Raw genomic sequence first — 16,639 nt, 5'->3', positions numbered from 1 at the left:
ATGGGGTGGAATCGTCGCTTGCCTCCGGTCGCCGAATCGCCTGCGCCGCTTTCCTTGGCGCGCTGGCTGGGTGCCGGGGGATTGGCGCTGCTGATCGGCGTAATGTTGTTTCTCCTGGCCGCATCGGAGCGCGTGCCGGAACTCAAGACTGTGAACGTCTGGTTGCTCTGCCTTGCGCCCATTGTGCTGTGGTTGCTTGCGTTCGCTGGGCGGGCCTATGCCTATGGCGGGGCGCTGAGTGACCAGCAGTTTCTCGAAGAAGAGGCTGACGTCGCTCAGCGTGCCTGGTCGGACTGGGCCCAGCGCTATCTGTCGATCAAGGCGTGCTGCGTCGTCCTGCCCGAGCAGGTTTCAGCTGCGGCCCTGATGCAGCGCGGTAGCTTGCCGCCCAGCCCGCCGATTGCCAAACGTATCGCCGGGCTGCCTGCCGATGCGACGGAGCGCGAGCGTGCGGGCTTGCAAATGCTCATCAAGGCGCTGGGGCCCGCCTTGGCCGAGCTACCGGCCAAGGCGGACTTGCGGGTAACGCTGCTGAGCGATGCGAAGCCTGAACATCACGAGCGCCTGGAGCTGGCTTGGCGGCAGGCCTGGCAAGGGCTCGCGAAGCGCCCCGAGCCTGCTCGATGCTCGGTATTCGCCGACTTTTCCTATGGAGAAATCGAAGCCCGCCTCAAGGCTCCGGACACCGCCATGGAGCTGTTGCTGATCATCCAGTTGCATGGCAAGGATGGCTACTCCGATGGCTTGGCGGCCCTGCTGTTTTGCCCCGATGCCCATGGTGAAGCGCCGTCCACCGCGGCAGCCCATGTGCTTCGCCCGATGCCGTTGGGCCGCGAGAAGCTGGAAGACGACCTTTCGATGTTCCTGCAAACGCAATCGCTCGCCCGCCAGGCAGCCGGCGTGCTAACCGAACGCGATGCCTGTCAGCCGACAGTGCGGACACTATTGGCCCTCGCGAGTACCCATGGCGGGGAGCTGAAAGCGGAAAACCTGTGGACGCAATCCGCGCTGTGTGGATTGCCCGGCCCCTTCACGCACTGGCTGACGATGGCCCTGGGCGTTGAAATGGCGCGCCACCGGCAACGCCCGCTGCTACTGCTGGCAGACGAGGGTGCCCAAGGCTGGATAGCAACGGTCGCCGCGGAGGTATCGGCATGAAGCTCGATGGCAAATCATGGCGCCGGGTAGGTGCAGCCGTATGGCTCATTGCGCTCGGCGTGCTCCTTGGATGGGCCATCTGGCAGTTTGGAGCGCACATCGGGCTGGAGGAGACGCGTGACAGGGTGTACGCCATCTTGCTGTCGGCTCTGCTCGGTGTCGCTATTTATTGGACACCGGTACTCAAAGCGTTTCTGAAGCGCAAGGATCATCGTGAGCAGGGACAGTTGTCCGGAGTATTCCCGACCCCTGAAGGTGCGCCCCCAAAACCAACAGCTGGGATAAAGCCACCAGCGGCCGTACGCGCGCAATTGCGGACTCAGTACGGCCTCTTTTGGCCCTTCAAAATCCGCTTGTTCCTGGTGGTCGGCGAGTCGGCCGAGCTCGACGCCATCGCCCCCGGCCTGAGCCAAGACAAGTGGCTCGAAGGCCAGGGCACCGTCCTGCTCCGGGGCGGCAGCCTGGCCGGTGATCTGGATGCGCAAACCCTGGCCCTGGTCAAAGGCCTGCGCCGTTGGCGGCCGCTGGATGGTGTCGTCTGGGCGTTGAGCGAAGCGCAACGCGACGACGTGGAAGCGCTGGGCACGGGCGTGCGCCGTCTTCGTGATCTTGGCAAGACGTTGGGCTGGCAGGCGCCGCTGTATCTCTGGCAGGTCTGCGCCAGTGACTGGGAACAGGCAGGGCGCAAGACGCAGCCGGTTGGTTGCCTGTTCCCGTCGCGAGCGACGGTTGCGGATGTCGAAGCCAAGCTGCGTGGGCTGCTCGATCTCTTGCGCCAGCGCGGCTGGCGGCAAATGCAGTCCAACACCGCCCATGATTTCCTGCTGCGCCTGGGCCATGAGCTGGAAGGCGAGGGCATCGCCAAGTGGCGCGAGGCGCTGCAACCCTTGCAGGGCGACTCCTACCGCCGCCTGCCGCTGCGGGGGCTGCTGTTCGGCCTGCCGCAGAAGTCGCCTGATGGGGTGCTGAAAAATACCTGGTGGCCGGACGCGGCCTGGCAGGGCGTGCTGGATGACCGCGAGAGTCGTGGTCGTCGGTTGGGCTGGTCGGCGCCGCGTGCGGCGTATTGCCTGGTGCTCGGTCTGACAGTCCTTTGGGCCCTGGGCTTGTTGCTGTCGTTCGCCAACAACCGCAGCCAGATCGCCGATGCGCAGACGGCGCTGGGTGTGCTGCGCCAGCCCGGTGACCTCGATAGCCAGATTACCGCCTTGCATGAGCTGACCCGCGAGCTTGGCCGGCTGGATTACCAGGCCCAACAGGGCGTGCCCTGGTTCCTGCGCTTTGGCCTGAACCACAATGCCGAGCTGCAGGCCGCGCTCTGGCCTTTTTACGCGGAGGCCAACAATCGCTTGCTGCGCGATAGCGCCAAAGCCCATCTCGAACGCCAACTGACCGACCTGGCCGCGCTGCCCCCGGGCAGCCCCGAGCGCGCCGCGCGTGCCGTTGAAGGCCATGACCAACTCAAGGCCTACCTGATGCTGGCGCGTCCGGAAAAGGTCGATGCCGCCTTCCTGACCAAGGCGTTGCACAGCCTCGAAGCCGACCGACCCGGCATCAAACCCGGCCTCTGGCAGGGCCTGTCGCCAAGCCTCTGGGCGTTCTACGCCGAGCACCTGCAAAGCCATCCCGACTGGCGCATCCAGACCGATTCCAAGGTGGTGGCCCAGGCGCGCCAGGTGCTGCTCGGGCAGCTCGGCCAGCGCAACGGCGTGGCCAGCCTGTACGAGAAGATGCTGGAAGGCGCAGGCACCAACTATGCGGACCTGAACCTGCTGCAGATGGTCGGCGAAACCGATGCGCAGGCGCTGTTCGACACGCCCAACAGCGTGCCCGGCGCCTTCACGCGCCAGGCCTGGGAGGGCCATGTGCGCGCGGCCATCGACGAGATCGCCGAGGCGCGCCGCGAGGAGATCGACTGGGTGCTCAGTGACCGGCAGAACAAGGTCGCCGACGACCTGCAACCCGACGCGTTGAAGAAGCAGCTGACCGAGCGTTACTTCCAGGAGTTCGCCGACTCCTGGCTGGCCTTCCTCAACAGCCTGCGCTGGCGGCGGGCGGACAACCTGCCGGAAGTCATCGACCAGCTCAGCCTGATGAGCGATGTGCGCCAATCGCCGCTGATCGCGCTGATGAACACCCTGGCCTACCAGGGCCGCACCGGTGCCCAGGGCCAGGCGCTGGCCGATTCGCTGATGAAGTCGGCGCAGCAACTGCTCGACAAGGATAAGCAGCCGGTGATCGATCAACGCGCCCTCGGCCTGCACGGTCCCTTGGACGCCACCTTCGGCCCGCTGCTGGCCTTGCTCGGCAAGGAGGAGGGCGCCACCAGCAACGATGACAGCCTGAGCCTGCAAGCCTTCCTGACCCGCGTGACCCGCGTGCGCCTGAAGCTGCAGCAGGTGATCAACGCCGCCGATCCGCAGGCGATGACTCAAGCGCTCGCGCAGACGGTATTCCAGGGCAAGAGCGTCGACCTCACCGACACCCGCGACTACGGCAGCCTGCTCGCTGCCAGCCTCGGCGAGGAGTGGAGCGGCTTCGGCCAGAGCCTGTTCGTGCAGCCGCTGGCCCAGGCCTGGGAAGGCGTGCTGCAGCCCTCGGCGCAGAGCCTGAATCGGCAGTGGCAGCGCTCCATCATCAGCAACTGGAATCGCGCGTTCGACGGCCGCTATCCCTTCGCTGGCAGCGGCAGCGACGCCTCGCTGCCCATGCTCGGGCAGATGATCCGCGGCGGTAGCGGACGCATCGAGCAATTCCTCGCCGGCCAGTTGGGCGGCGTGCTGCGCAAGGAAGGCAACCGCTGGGTGGCGGACGCCGGCAACAGCCAGGGGCTGCACTTCGATCCGGCGTTCCTCAAGGCGATCAACCAGCTCAGCGCCCTGGCCGACCTGCTCTACACCGACGGCGGCATGGGGCTGACCTTCCAGCTGCAGGCCAAGCCGGTGCGCGACGTGGTGCAGACCACGTTGATCGTCGACGGCGAGCGCCTGGAGTACTTCAACCAGATGGAGTTCTGGCAGAGCTTCAGTTGGCCGAGCCGCATCGATCACCCCGGCGCCTCGCTGAGCTGGACCAGCGTGCGCACTGGCGCCCGGTTGTTTGGCGATTACGCCGGCACCTGGGGGCTGATCCGCTTGCTGGAGCAGGCCCAGGTCACGCCGCTGGATGACAGCGACACGCGCTTCCAGGTGGTGCTGAAAGCCGCCGACGGCCTGCCGCTGACCTGGCACCTGCGCACCGAGCTGGGCCAGGGGCCGCTGGCGCTGCTGCAGCTGCGCGGCTTCAAGCTGCCGGAGCGGATCTTCGCGACCCAAGCGAACAGCGCCGATCCCTATGCCATCAACGAGGAGTACGAATGAGTTTGCAGGCATTGCTCGACACCTGCCTGGATGGGCGCGATGCGCTGGCCCTGGCCCGTGAGCAGGCGGCGGCCTGGGCTGGTTGGCTGGAGCCGATCAGCGCGGCATCGCCAACTGGGGAAGACCCCGGCTACGACGATGATTTCCAGAGCATGCGCGAGGAGGTCAACAAACTCTCCGGGGTGGATGTCGAGCGCGTCGGGCTGTTGGCGGAGAAGCTGTTGACCAGCCGCAGCAAGGACCTGCGGGTGGCCACCTACTACCTGTGGGCACGTCTGCAGCGCGATGGCGAGGCAGGGTTGGCCGATGGCCTGACGTTGCTGGCAGCGCTGATCGAGCGCTTCGCCGGGCAGATGTCGCCGACTCGCTCGAACAGCCGGCGGATGGCCCTGGAGTGGCTGGCCAGCGGCAAGGTGCTGGACAGCCTGTCGCTGTACCCGGAAGTGGTGAAGGCCGAGGCACAGCGCACGGTGGCGGCGCTCGCCTGGCTGGAGCAGCAGTTCGCCGCCTGGCCGGAAGCAGAGCGCCCGAATCTGGGCGCACTCTACGGGGCGCTGTCGATGCGCCTGGCGCAGTCCGGTGGCGTGGATGCGCTGGTGCCACAGAACATCGCCGCGCACGGCGACCCGGCGGTGCAGGTCACTGAACCGAGCCTGTCGGCAATCAAGTCCGGGCGCGACCTGCTGGACAACGGCAAGGTCCTGGCCGCCTACCTGCGCGACCAGCCGCAGGGCTGGCTGGCCGCTTGCCGGCTGCTCACCGGATTGCGCTGGGACACGGTGCATCAGCTGCCACCGCAGGAGGCCAATGGCAATACCCGGCTGACGCCGCCACGCACCGAGTACCGCGCGCAGCTAAAGCGCCTGTACCTGCAGCAGAGCTGGACGGAGCTGCTGGAACAGGCCGGGCGCATGTATGGCGAAGGCGTGAATCACTTCTGGCTGGATCTGCAGTGGTATCTCTGCCAGGCCCTCGGCCGGCTGGGCATTCCCCACGAGGCCTGGGCCGACATTCTCAAGCGCGACCTGGGCATGTTCCTCGAACGCTTGCCGGGCCTGCAGGAGCTGCGCTGGAGCGATGGCACGCCATTCGCCGACGAAACCACCCTGGAGTGGATCGCCCAGCAGGTCACCGGTAACTCGACCGCCCCCTGGCTGCCTGCAGTAACGACGGCCGCTCTGGTGGATGACGTGCTGTCGCTGGAGAGCGAAGCCTTGGCCCAGGCCGACAGCGACGGCGTCGAGGCTGCGCTGGCCTGGCTGGCGTCGCGCCCGGACATCCGTACCGGCCGTCAGCGCTGGCTGCTGCGCCTGCTGATGGCGCGGGTGGCCGAGCAGTACGGCAAGGCCGACCTGGCGCTGCACCTGCTGGGTGAACTGGACGCCATCGCGCAGCAGCAAGGACTGGGCGACTGGGAGCCGGAGCTGAGCTTCGAGGTCAAGGCGCGGCTGCTCAAGCTGCTGCGGCAGAAGGCCCAGCGCAACGATGCCGACAAGGCCGCCCTGGCGCGGCGCATGGACGGATTGCTGGCCTCGCTGGTGGCGGTCGATCCGGTACGCGCAGCCGTGCTCTGCGGCTGATCTTATTTCTCAAGGACATTCCCACTGTGAGCATGGACAACCTGACGCTGCGCTATTTCGATGCCGAGATGCGCTACCTGCGCGAGGCCGGCAAGGAGTTCGCCGAGGCCTTCCCGGACCGTGCGGCGCAACTCAACCTGGACAAGGCCGGCGCCCGCGACCCCTACGTGGAGCGGCTATTCGAGGGCTTTGCGTTCCTCATGGGGCGGCTGCGCGAGAAACTCGACGACGACCTCCCCGAGCTGACCGAGGGCCTGGTCAGCCTGCTCTGGCCGCATTACCTGCGGACCATTCCGTCCCTGTCGGTGATCGAGTTGGCGCCGGACTACCGCGAGATGAAGTCCAGCGAAACCCTCGCCGCCGGCTTCCAGGTGCTCTCGCAGCCCATAGGGCCGGAGCGTACCCGCTGCCACTACAGCACCACGCAGGAGATCACCCTGCATCCGCTCAAGCTCGACTCGCTGCAGGTGGCCAGTGAACCGGACGGGCGCTCAGTGCTGCGCCTGCGCTTCAGCTGCGGGTCCTTGTACGACTGGGCCCAGGCCGACCTGTCGCGCCTGCCGCTGTACCTCAACGCCGACGCGCCGATCGCCTGCGCCTTGCATCAGGCCCTGACCCGCCAGGTGCAGGCGCTCTATGTGCGCACGCCGGGGCAGACCGATCGCCAGCCGCTGGACGGCCATTTCGCCGCCAGGGGCTTCGGCGAGGAGGATCGTCTTTGGCCGAAAGGTGACGCCGCCTTCAGCGGATACCAGCTGTTGCTGGAGTACTTCAGCTTCCGCGAGAAGTTCATGTTCGTGACCCTCTGTGGCCTGGATCGTATTGGCCTGGTCCAGGGCATGAACTGGTTCGAGCTGGAAGTGGTCCTGGCCGGGCAATGGCCGCATGAGCTCGCGCTCGAGGCCGAGCACCTGCGCCTGCATGCAGTGCCGGTCATCAACCTGTTCCCACTGGAGGCAGACCCGATGCCTCTGGCGCCGCTGCAGACGGACTACCTGCTGCGCCCCATGCGCCTGCAGGACGGCCATACCGAAATCTATTCGGTGGACAGCGTGACTTCCTCGAAGAACGGCAAGCAGCTTGCCTACGTGCCGTTCACCAGCTTCCGCCACAAGGGCGGCATGCTGCGCGACGAGGCGCCGGAGCGCTACTTCCACACGCGGATGAAGCGTGGCGCCAACGGTATGCACGACACCTGGCTGATCCTCGGTGGCGAGGGTTTCGACAAGGATCGCCTGCACGGCGGCGAGAGCCTGTCGCTGCGCCTGACCGGGACCAACGGCCAACTGCCGCGCAAGGCCCTGCAGAGCACCCTGCTGGACACCCCGGTGAAGACCACTCAAGTCGGCCTGAAGGTGCGCAATCTCTGCGCGCCGACGCTGCCGTGCTACCCGCCCAATCGCGATCGCTTCCATTGGCGGGTACTCAGCCACCTGGGCTCGAACTTCCTGCCGATGCTGGACAACGCCGAGGTGCTGCGCGGCACCCTGGCGCTCTACGACTGGACCGGCGACGAACTCAACCGGCGGCGGCTGGCGGCGATCGTCGACGTACGCCACCACCTGATCCAGCGCTTCGAGAAGGGTTTCCTGCTGCGCGGCGTGGACATCGAGGTGACGCTCGACGCCAACGGCTTTGCCGGTGAAGGCGACATCTGCCTGTTCGGCGAGATGCTCAACCGCTTCTTCGCGCTGTATGCCGACATCCACCTGTTCAACCAGCTGACGCTGATCCTGCAACCTTCCGGAAAGAGCCTGCGATGGAACGAGAACCACAGCCAGCGGATTCCCGGCTGAACGCCAGCGGGCTGCTGGAAGCCCTCGGCGGGCGCGTCGCCGAAGCCAACCTGTACCGCTTCTGCCAGTTGCTGGAAGCCGCCGCGCCGGACAACCCGCCGCTGGGCAGCACCAGTCGCCCTGCCGATGACCTGGTGCGCTTCCGTCCGCATCCGGGCATGGGTTTCCCGGCCGGAGAGCTGAAGGCCATCGAGTGGGACGAGGAGCATCCGGAGCGCCCGCCGACAGTGCGTACGCAACTGCTCGGGCTGTACGGCGTGGACTCGCCGATGCCGACCGCCTACCTCGACGACATCGCCCAGCGCAGGGAAGGGCACGAGGCGCTGGAAGCCTTCCTCGACCTGTTCAACCACCGGATCTTCACGCAGTTCTACCGCATCTGGCGCAAGTACTCGTACCCGGCGAGCTTCAGGGCGGGCGGGGCGGATGACACCTCGCAGTGCCTGCTCGGGCTGATCGGCCTGGGCATCCCCGGGACGGCCGAGCACATCGCCACGCCGGTGTCGCGCTTCCTTGCGTTGCTGAGCGTGATGCGCCTGCCGACCCGCAATGCCGAAGGCATAGGGGCGCTGGTGAGGCTGCTCGCACCGGCCACGCAGGCCCGGGTGAAACCCCATTGGCCGCGCAAGGTGCCGCTGGATCAGCCGGCCAGTCTGTCGCGCGAAACCCCGGTTTGCCTCGCCCAGGGAACGCCGCTCGGCGCCCTGGGGGCGGATGCCAACAGCCAGCTTCGCCTCGAACTGCACACCGATGACTTCCGCGAGGCGCAAGGCTGGCTGCCCGGCGGGCAGTTGCACAGCGACCTGCTGGTGCTGCTGCGCGTGTACCTGGGCTGGCGATGCATGGCCAGCCTGCACCTGTCGCTGCCGTTGTCGTGCGTGCCACGCCCCACGCTGGGCGAGCCGGCGCTGCTGCTGGGCATGACTGCCGTGCTGCGGCCGGACGACAGCGCCGCGCCGGAAGAAGCCTGCATAGAGATCAACCTGGGCTGCTATCGCGGCCTGACCGAAAACCCGAGAACCAGGAACACCGAATATGTCGCTTACCGCTTCTAGATCATTGCTGGCCCTGGCCGCGCTCGGCCTTTGGCTGAGCGGCTGCGGACTGACGCAGCGCGTGGCGGATGGCACCAGCTCCTTCGCCCATGGCCTGTTCTACAAGCAGGTGAAGGTCCTGCACCTGGACTTCAGCGCTCGCACCGCGTTGAACACAGATACCCGCGACATGTCGGCGCTGTCGGTATCGACGCTGTTGCGCGTCTACCAGTTGCGCGACCGCAAGGCCCTGGACAAGGCCGACTACCAGGACCTGCTGCGTGATGCCGATGGCGTCCTGGCTGAAGACCTGCTGGACCAGCAGGCGGTGCTGGTGAAGCCGGGCGAGGGCGCGCAGTTCAACGTGCCGCTGGCCGCCGAAGCGCAGTTCGTCGCCGTGGTCGGGCTGTTTCGCTCGCCGGAGGCGGCGCAGGGCAACTGGCGCCTGGTCCTCGCCCGCGAGGAACTGGACCCTGACCTTCCGCGGACGCTCGAACTCGGTGACAGCGCCCTGACCCTCTTGCCGATGCAGGAGGATTGACGCCGATGGGCGAGCAGAACCCTTCGCTCTACGAACTGTTGCTGCAGAACTTCAGCGGCGAGCTGGACCTGCACCGCGTGCGCGAGGAGGACCAGCCGATCCTCTCGGTGCTGGACAACCTGCAGCGCATCCTCAATGGCCGCGCCGGCACGCTCGCCCATCTGCCCGACCTTGGCCTGCCGGACATGAGCCACATCCTCCAGGGCTTGCCCGGCACCGCCCACGGGCTGATCGAAACCATGCGCACGACGCTGCTCAAGTACGAACCGCGCCTGGCGTCGGTGCACATCGAACTGCTGCCGCAGCAGCGCCCCGGGCATCTTGAATATGCCCTGAATGTGGAGCTGCGCGGCGGAGCCCGAGCAACCTTCGGCACCACGCTGGCACCCGAAGGCAAGGTGCTTCTGCGTCACCTGAAGCGCATGAATTACCTCTCGCAATGAAGCGCCAAATCTCACCCCGCGAAGGAGGGCGCCCATGAGCCTGCCCGAGTCGAACCTGCAACTTGGCGGCGATCCGCGTGGCCTTGCTGCCTGCATTGCGCTGCGCGCCGAGCTGGGAAAGTTGAGCCATCCGGCCCGCCCGGACCTGGATTGGCCGCAGGTCGAGCAGCTGAGCCTGGCGCTGTTCAAGGAGAACGGCGTGGAGCTGCAGTCGGCGAGCGCCTATGCCTTGGCCCGGACACATCTGCATGGCCTGGCCGGACTGGAGGAGGGGCTGGCGCTGATCCGCGCTCAATTGCAGACGGACTGGCCTCGCTTCTGGCCACCAGCCCTGCCGGCGCGGCTGGAAATCCTCGCCTGGCTGTTCAGTCACTTGCAGCCCCGGTTGCGGCGGATCGACGGTACGCAGGCCGATCTGTCGTCGCTCAAGCGCATACAGGGCGATCTGCAGGCGCTGGACGCCGTCCTGGAGCGCGAGGTGGCGCTGCCGCTGCACCCGCTCCAGGCGTTGCAGGCGCAGCTCGAACGCCTGGTCGTTCGCCTGGATCGGGAACGCGATCGCCTTGAGGCGCCTGCAGTACCTGCAACGCCTGACGTGGAGATCAGCGAGCGGCAGCCCGATGTACCGGCCGCTTACCAGCGGCTGGTCTACGTGGTCCAGGCGCCCGTTCCCTCTGAGCCGGTGCCGGTCGCTCCGCGCTGGGCCAGGCCTGTGAAGGTCGGCGGCTTGCTGGCTCTCGCAGGGCTGCTTGTCGCGTTGCATTGGTACCTGGGCTAACAGAAGCGCGGGCAAGTCCGCGCCGATGGTCTAGTGTTCCCGGACATCGCCGTCATGCCGGGCACTCCTGGGAGAAATGCCGTGACCACGCAAAAACTCACGCCGACCGAAGAAGCTACAAGGCACATCGATGCACGCATCGCCGAACTTGCCGACTGGCGCGGCGAGCGGCTTGCCTACGTCCGCGCGCTCATCCGTCAGGCCGATCCCGAGGTGGTGGAGGAGTGGAAGTGGCAGGTGCCGGTGTGGTCCCACGGCGGCATCTTGTGCACCGGGGAAACCTACAAGCAGGTAGTGAAGCTGACCTTCGCCAAGGGCGCGGCGCTCGAAGACCCTGCGGGCCTGTTCAACGCCAGCCTGGAGGGTAATACCCGCCGCGCCATCGATATTCGCGTCGACGATACGCTCGACGAGACCGCGTTCAAGGCGCTGATCCGTTCGGCGGTGGCGCTCAATACCTCAGGCAGCTAAGGCGAGGGTGGCAAAACCCGCTCCTTGAGCAGGCTCCGTATCGCGCCATCACCGCTTAGCGCGGACTCGCGGCAACCGCCGCGTGCCGGGGCAGGGCGGTCGAGATGAGCGCGGCCAGCAGGACGAAAGCTGCCGATATCCAGAGACAGGCGTTCAGGCCATAGGCCTGGAAAACCGCGCCGGAAAGCACGGTGCCGATCAACCGTCCCATGGCGTTGGACATGTAGTAGAAGCCCACGTCCAGCGACACGCCGTCCTCCTTGGCGTAGGAGACGATCAGGTAGCTGTGCAGCGAGGAGTTCACCGCGAAGAGCGCCCCGAACAACAACAGCCCGCCCAGAAGCACCCCTTCCGACGCCGGGTGTATAGCCAGACCGCTGGCCATCGCCGCCGGTAGCACGGCCAGCGGCAGCGCCCAGGCGAAGGCGGCGCGGCCTTCGGGGACATGGCCGCGGCGCTTGCCGGTCAGGGCCGGGGCGAAGGACTGGACGATGCCGTAGCCGATCACCCAGGCGGCGAGGAAGCCGCCGACCAGCCAGAAGCTCCAGCCAAAGGTTTCGCTCAGGTAGACGGGCAGGGCGACCACGAACCAGATGTCCCGCGCACCGAACAGGAACATCCGTGCGGCAGAGAGAATGTTGATCGCCCGGCTCTTGGAGAGCATGTCACGGAACTTCGGCTTGGCCTTGGCCTTGCCCAGGTCCTTCTTTAGCGACAGCAGGCTGCCGACCCAGACCAGGCCCAACACCAGGGCCATCACCAGGAGCGCGCCCCTGAAGTCGAACAGCGCCAGCAGCGCGCCACCGAGGAAGAAGCCCACGCCCTTGAGCGCGTTCTTCGAGCCGGTGAGGATCGCCACCCACTGGTAGAGCTTGCCTTGCTGGGCGTCGGGCACCAGGAGCTTGATCGAGCTCTTGGCGCTCATCTTGTTGAGGTCCTTGGCGATGCCCGACAGGGCCTGTGCGCCCATCACCCAGGGGATGGTCAGCCAGACCGCCGGAACCGCGAGCATCAGCAGCGCCACCACCTGCATGGCGAGGCCGATGTTCATGGTGCGGTTCAGGCCGATGTGCGCGCCGAGATAGCCGCCCACCAGGTTGGTGACGACGCCGAAGAATTCGTAGAACACGAACAGCGTGGCGATCTGCAGGGGCGAATACCCCAGCGAATGGAAGTGCAGCACCACCAGCATGCGCAAGGCGCCATCGGTAAGCGTGAATGCCCAGTAGTTGGCCGTCACCAGAAGGTACTGCCGGACTTCCGGAGCGAGCGACGAGAGCGCCTTCATGTTCGTGTCCTGCTCCCTCAACCGGCCAGGCCGACCATTTTCGCCAGTTCGACGGTGCGATTGGCATAGCCCCATTCGTTGTCGTACCAGGCGTAGAGCTTCACCTGGGTGCCGTTGACGACCATGGTGGAGAGCGCGTCGATGATCGAGGAGCGCGGGTCGGTACGGTAGTCGATCGACACCAGTGGACGTTCCTCGTAGCCAAGGATGTCCTTCAGTTCGTTCTCGGCGGCGTGCCTGAGCAGGCGGTTGACCTCTTCGACGCTGGTTTCCCGCTCGACCTCGAACACGCAGTCGGTCAGCGAGGCATTGGCCAGCGGAACGCGGACGGCGTGGCCGTTAAGGCGGCCGCGCAGCTCGGGGAAGATTTCCGCGATGGCGGTGGCCGAGCCAGTGGTGGTGGGGATCAGGCTCATGCCCGAGGCCCGGGCGCGGCGCAGGTCCTTGTGCGGCTGGTCGAGGATGCTCTGGGTGTTGGTCAGGTCGTGGATGGTGGTGATCGAGCCGTGGCGGATGCCGAGGTTCTCGTGGATGACCTTGACCACCGGCGCCAGGCAGTTGGTGGTACAGGAGGCTGCGGTGACGATACGGTGCTGCGCCGGATCGAACAGATGCTGGTTTACCCCCATGACGACGTTCAGCGCGCCTTTTTCTTTGACCGGAGCACTGACCACGACGCGCTTCACGCCCTGGTCCAGGTAGGCCTGGAGCACGGCGACGGTCTTCATCTTGCCGCTGGCCTCGATCACCAGGTCGCAGTCCGACCAGTTGGTGTCGGCGATGGCCTTGTTGGCGGTGACCGCGATGCGCTTGCCGTCGATGAGCACGGAGTCGCCGTCGGCACTCGCTTCGTGGTGCCAGCGGCCGTGAACCGAGTCGAAGTTGATCAGGTGGGCGTGGGTCGCGGCATCGCCGGCCGGGTCGTTGATCCGTACGAATTCCAGTTCCGGCCAGTCCCAGGCCGCGCGCAGCGCCAGGCGACCGATACGTCCGAATCCGTTGATACCTACTTTGATGGTCATGCTCGTGTTCTCTGATGCGGTTAACGAGTGGTCGACATTGGGTTGTCGTGTTGGAGGCGTGCCTTCAAGGCCGAAGCTTGGCTGGGAATGCTGGCGGTCACGACTTCATTCCTGCGAAAGCGTGCCGGCGGCCGGGTCGAACCAGCGGCGCTTGAGCCAGCCGGCAACACCGACCAGCGTGATCAGGACGGGCACTTCCACCAGCGGCCCGATCACGGTGGCGAAGGCGACCGGCGAGGCGAGGCCGAAGGTGGCGATGGCCACGGCAATGGCCAGTTCGAAGTTGTTGCTTGCGGCGGTGAATGCCAGCGCGGTGGTGCGCGGGTAGTCCGCCTCCAGCACCCTGCCCATCCAGAAACTGATGAAGAACATCACCACGAAGTAGATCGTCAGCGGGAGCGCGATGCGCAGCACATCCAGCGGCAGTTCCAGCACCCGGTCGCCCTTGAGGCTGAACATGGCGACGATGGTCAGCAGCAGCGCCACCAGCGTCAGCGGGCTGATCCGCGGGATGAAGCGCTCCTGGTACCACTGGGCGCCCTTGCGCTTGATCAGCAGCTTGCGGGTCAGGAAACCGGCCAGGAACGGGATGCCCAGGTAGATCAGCACCGACTGGGCGATGTCGAGGAAACCGGTGTGGATGACGCTGCCTTCCAGGCCGAACAGCGGCGGCAGAACGCCCAGGAAAAACCAGGCGTAGAGGCTGAAGAAGAGGATCTGGAAGAGGCTGTTGAAGGCCACGAGCCCGGCGACGTATTGGCTGCTGCCGCCGGCGATCTGGTTCCAGACCAGCACCATGGCGATGCAGCGGGCCAGGCCAATGAGGATCAGGCCGGTCATGTATTCCGGTCGGTCGGAAAGGAAGACCACCGCCAGGACGAACATCAGCGCCGGGCCGACGACCCAGTTCTGGATCAGCGACAGGGCCAGGATGCGCCTGTCCTGAAAAACCTGCGGCAGCTCCTCGTAGTTCACCCGCGCCAGCGGCGGATACATCATCACGATCAGGCCGACGGCGATGGGGAGGTTGGTGGTGCCCACCGACAGGCCGTTCAGCCAGCCGGGCAGCCCGGCGAACAGGCTGCCCAGGCCGATGCCCAGGCCCATGGCGAGGAAGATCCAGACCGTCAGGTAGCGATCCAGGAAGGAGAGGCGACTCTTGCTCATGCGGGTCTCCCGTTGCGTCAGAGCGTTCCGATTCGGGCCAGTTCGGTCTTCAGCCTGTCGCAATCGAGTTGCTCGAACGGCAGCGCCAGAAAAGCCGAGATGCGCCTTTCGATATGCGCGAGCGTGGCGTCGAACGCGGCCTCGCGTTCGGCCGCGCTGCCCGGCAGCTCGGAAGGGTCGGCCAATCCCCAGTGGGCTTTCGTTGCCGGCCCGAAGAACACCGGGCAGGCCTCGCCCGCGGCCTTGTCGCAGACCGTGATGACGAAATCCGGCGCCAGGTCTGCATGCGCATCGGTCGACTTGCTGGCGAGCCCCTGGGTGGAAACGCCGGCACGTTGCAGGGCGGCGAGGCTCAGCGGATTCACTTCGCCACGGGGCAGGCTGCCGGCGCTGTAGGCGCGCATGCCGGCGGGGGCGAGGTGATTGAAGAGCGCTTCGGCCAGGATGCTGCGGCAGCTGTTGGCCGTGCAGAGGAACAGGACTTTCATCGAATCGTCTCCTCGGCGGTCAGCAGCAGGCCGCGACGCGCGCGGGGCGGTCGCCCATGTTTTCCAGGCGCTTGGCACTTGCACTGAGCCACGCACGGTCGGCGTCCAGCGTCGTCAGCAGCACCTGGCGAACCCAATCCGGCAGCTGCGGATGCAGGCGGTAATAAACCCATTGCCCCTGGCGACGGTCAGCCAGCAGGCCGCAAGTGCGCAGTTGCGCCAGGTGCCGCGAGACCTTTGGCTGGCTTTCGTCGAGGGCGCAGGTCAGCTCGCAGACGCAGAGCTCCTGTTCGCGGGCGATCAGCAGCATCATCCGCAGGCGATTCTCGTCGGCGAGGCATTTGAAAACCTGGATGGGCGTCAGCTGTTCAGGCATGGCTGTGCTGGCTCCTATTACGTAGGAAGGTGCAGATATTCGATTTTTCGAATATATGGAATTTCGCATGTATTGCAAGAAAGAAATGCTGACAGCTCGCGCCGGTGCCCAGGCGCCGGGGTGTGATTGAGGCGGGGTCGCCAGGCCGACGATCCGCCGATCTAGCGCGACTCGTAGTGCGCGTTGTCCTCGCGCAGCAGGTCCAGGTACAGCTTTGCCGCCAGGCCCAGCGGGCGTGACTTGATCCAGAGCACGTCGACCCACAGGCGCAGGCGGCTGGCCATGTTGCTGAAGCGCACCTCGCGCAGGCTGCCGGCGTCGAGCAGCGGCTGCACCAACGGCTGCGGTAGGTAGGCCCAGCCGAGGCCGGATTGCACCAGCTCAAGGGTCGCGAGGTAGCTGTCGGTCAGCCAGATGCGCCGCGACAGCACCAGGCGCGGGTCCGAGCCGGTCGGCTCGCCCGAGGCCACCATGATCTGCCGCTGTTCGGCCAGCCTTTCCTCGGCCATCGGCTCGTCGATGGCCTGGGCCACCGGATGGCGGGGCGAGGCGACTGCGATCAGCAACTGGCTACCGGCTTCGAGGAAGGATTCGCGCTCGTCGATGCCGGGGCGCTCGAACACCAGCGCCAATTGCGCGCTGCCTTCGTGGAGCATGCGTACCGCCTCAGTCTGCGGCGCTGAGCGGACTTCTATCTGCAGGTTCGGGAAGCGCTCGGCGAGCTTTTCCAACGGCCGGCTCCAGCGTCCGGTCTGCAGCTCCGGCGCCATCGCCAGTACCAGCCGGCGCTCCAGGCCCTGGTGCAGTTGCAGGGCCTGGGCGTCGAGCAGGTTGAGTTGGGCGACCACCTGCCGCGCCTGCGGCTCCAGGGCCAGCGCGGCGGCCGTCGGCAGCGCCTTGCGTGAGGCGCGGTCGAATAGCACCAGGTCGAGTTCGGCTTCAAGTTGCGCAATGGCCATGCTCACCGCCGAGGGCACGCGGCCGAGCTTGCGCGCGGCGGCCGAGAAGGAGCCGCTGTCGAGCACGGCAAGGAAGAGGGTCAGGGAATCGCTGCTGAATGCCATGGCGTTGTCAGTAAACCTGATGACGATCGTCTTTTATCGTCAGCGAGCTGAACATAGATTGCCCCTCACAACAA

Annotated in this window: 15 protein-coding genes; 9 read left to right on the top strand and 6 right to left on the bottom strand. The window is 66.3% G+C overall.

The annotated features are described in order from the left end of the window. From ACA097_RS26760 to ACA097_RS26720, 9 genes are all read left to right on the top strand, one after another. Positions 1-1,158: a hypothetical protein gene (locus ACA097_RS26760; RefSeq protein WP_371367236.1), complete on the top strand. Its 1,158-nt coding sequence runs from the start codon at positions 1-3 to the stop codon at positions 1,156-1,158. Beyond that, positions 1,155-4,517, top strand: a complete 3,363-nt coding sequence (locus ACA097_RS26755; RefSeq protein WP_371367234.1) for an ImcF-related family protein — start codon at positions 1,155-1,157, stop codon at positions 4,515-4,517. The genes ACA097_RS26760 and ACA097_RS26755 overlap by 4 nt, the downstream gene beginning before the upstream one ends. Then, positions 4,514-6,097 (top strand): type VI secretion system protein TssA, encoded by a 1,584-nt coding sequence (tssA, locus tag ACA097_RS26750; protein ID WP_371367232.1) that lies wholly within the window; start codon positions 4,514-4,516, stop codon positions 6,095-6,097. Before ACA097_RS26755 ends, tssA begins: the two co-directional genes overlap by 4 nt. A 26-nt stretch (positions 6,098-6,123) precedes the next feature. Further along, positions 6,124-7,893 (top strand): type VI secretion system baseplate subunit TssF, encoded by a 1,770-nt coding sequence (gene tssF / locus ACA097_RS26745; protein ID WP_371367230.1) that lies wholly within the window; start codon positions 6,124-6,126, stop codon positions 7,891-7,893. Then, positions 7,857-8,948 carry a type VI secretion system baseplate subunit TssG gene (tssG, locus tag ACA097_RS26740; protein WP_043252536.1) on the top strand — a complete coding sequence of 364 codons (1,092 nt, stop codon included), beginning with the start codon at positions 7,857-7,859 and terminating at the stop codon, positions 8,946-8,948. The genes tssF and tssG overlap by 37 nt, the downstream gene beginning before the upstream one ends. After that, on the top strand, positions 8,929-9,468 hold the full coding sequence (gene tssJ, locus ACA097_RS26735; RefSeq protein ID WP_371367228.1) for a type VI secretion system lipoprotein TssJ: 540 nt from the start codon (positions 8,929-8,931) through the stop codon (positions 9,466-9,468). Before tssG ends, tssJ begins: the two co-directional genes overlap by 20 nt. A 5-nt stretch (positions 9,469-9,473) precedes the next feature. Further along, entirely contained in the window at positions 9,474-9,911 is a 438-nt protein-coding gene (gene tssE, locus ACA097_RS26730) for a type VI secretion system baseplate subunit TssE (RefSeq protein ID WP_043252538.1), read from the top strand. A 34-nt stretch (positions 9,912-9,945) separates the two neighbouring features. Next, positions 9,946-10,689, top strand: a complete 744-nt coding sequence (locus tag ACA097_RS26725) for a type VI secretion system ImpA family N-terminal domain-containing protein (protein ID WP_371367226.1) — start codon at positions 9,946-9,948, stop codon at positions 10,687-10,689. Positions 10,690-10,770: 81 nt separating this feature from the next. After that, entirely contained in the window at positions 10,771-11,160 is a 390-nt protein-coding gene (locus ACA097_RS26720) for a DUF1801 domain-containing protein (protein WP_371367224.1), read from the top strand. A 55-nt stretch (positions 11,161-11,215) separates the two neighbouring features. On the opposite strand, the gene arsJ is transcribed toward ACA097_RS26720, so the two are convergent. The 6 genes from arsJ to ACA097_RS26690 all read right to left on the bottom strand — a co-directional run bounded on the left by arsJ (position 11,216) and on the right by ACA097_RS26690 (position 16,565). Continuing rightward, complete coding sequence (gene arsJ / locus ACA097_RS26715) at positions 11,216-12,448, bottom strand: organoarsenical effux MFS transporter ArsJ (RefSeq protein WP_371367222.1); 1,233 nt, start codon at positions 12,446-12,448, stop codon at positions 11,216-11,218. 17 nt (positions 12,449-12,465) lie between these two features. Next, entirely contained in the window at positions 12,466-13,470 is a 1,005-nt protein-coding gene (locus ACA097_RS26710; protein WP_371367220.1) for an ArsJ-associated glyceraldehyde-3-phosphate dehydrogenase, read from the bottom strand. A gap of 105 nt (positions 13,471-13,575) precedes the next feature. Then, positions 13,576-14,637 (bottom strand): ACR3 family arsenite efflux transporter, encoded by a 1,062-nt coding sequence (gene arsB, locus ACA097_RS26705; RefSeq protein ID WP_371367218.1) that lies wholly within the window; start codon positions 14,635-14,637, stop codon positions 13,576-13,578. Positions 14,638-14,654: 17 nt separating this feature from the next. Continuing rightward, positions 14,655-15,125: an arsenate reductase ArsC gene (locus ACA097_RS26700; protein ID WP_043252546.1), complete on the bottom strand. Its 471-nt coding sequence runs from the start codon at positions 15,123-15,125 to the stop codon at positions 14,655-14,657. A gap of 19 nt (positions 15,126-15,144) precedes the next feature. Beyond that, a complete protein-coding gene (locus ACA097_RS26695) occupies positions 15,145-15,501 on the bottom strand; it encodes a metalloregulator ArsR/SmtB family transcription factor (RefSeq protein ID WP_371367216.1) in 357 nt (118 codons plus the stop codon). A 161-nt stretch (positions 15,502-15,662) separates the two neighbouring features. After that, the gene (locus ACA097_RS26690; protein WP_371367214.1) at positions 15,663-16,565 is read right to left on the bottom strand and encodes a LysR family transcriptional regulator; all 903 of its coding nucleotides are present in this window, start codon (positions 16,563-16,565) and stop codon (positions 15,663-15,665) included. Positions 16,566-16,639 lie beyond the last annotated feature (74 nt).

The sequence above is a fragment of the Pseudomonas sp. QL9 genome (assembly GCF_041409665.1).
Taxonomy (GTDB): Bacteria; Pseudomonadota; Gammaproteobacteria; order Pseudomonadales; family Pseudomonadaceae; genus Pseudomonas; species Pseudomonas knackmussii.
Note: the sequence above shows the minus strand (reverse complement) of the source record. Positions and strands in the feature narration are given on the sequence as shown.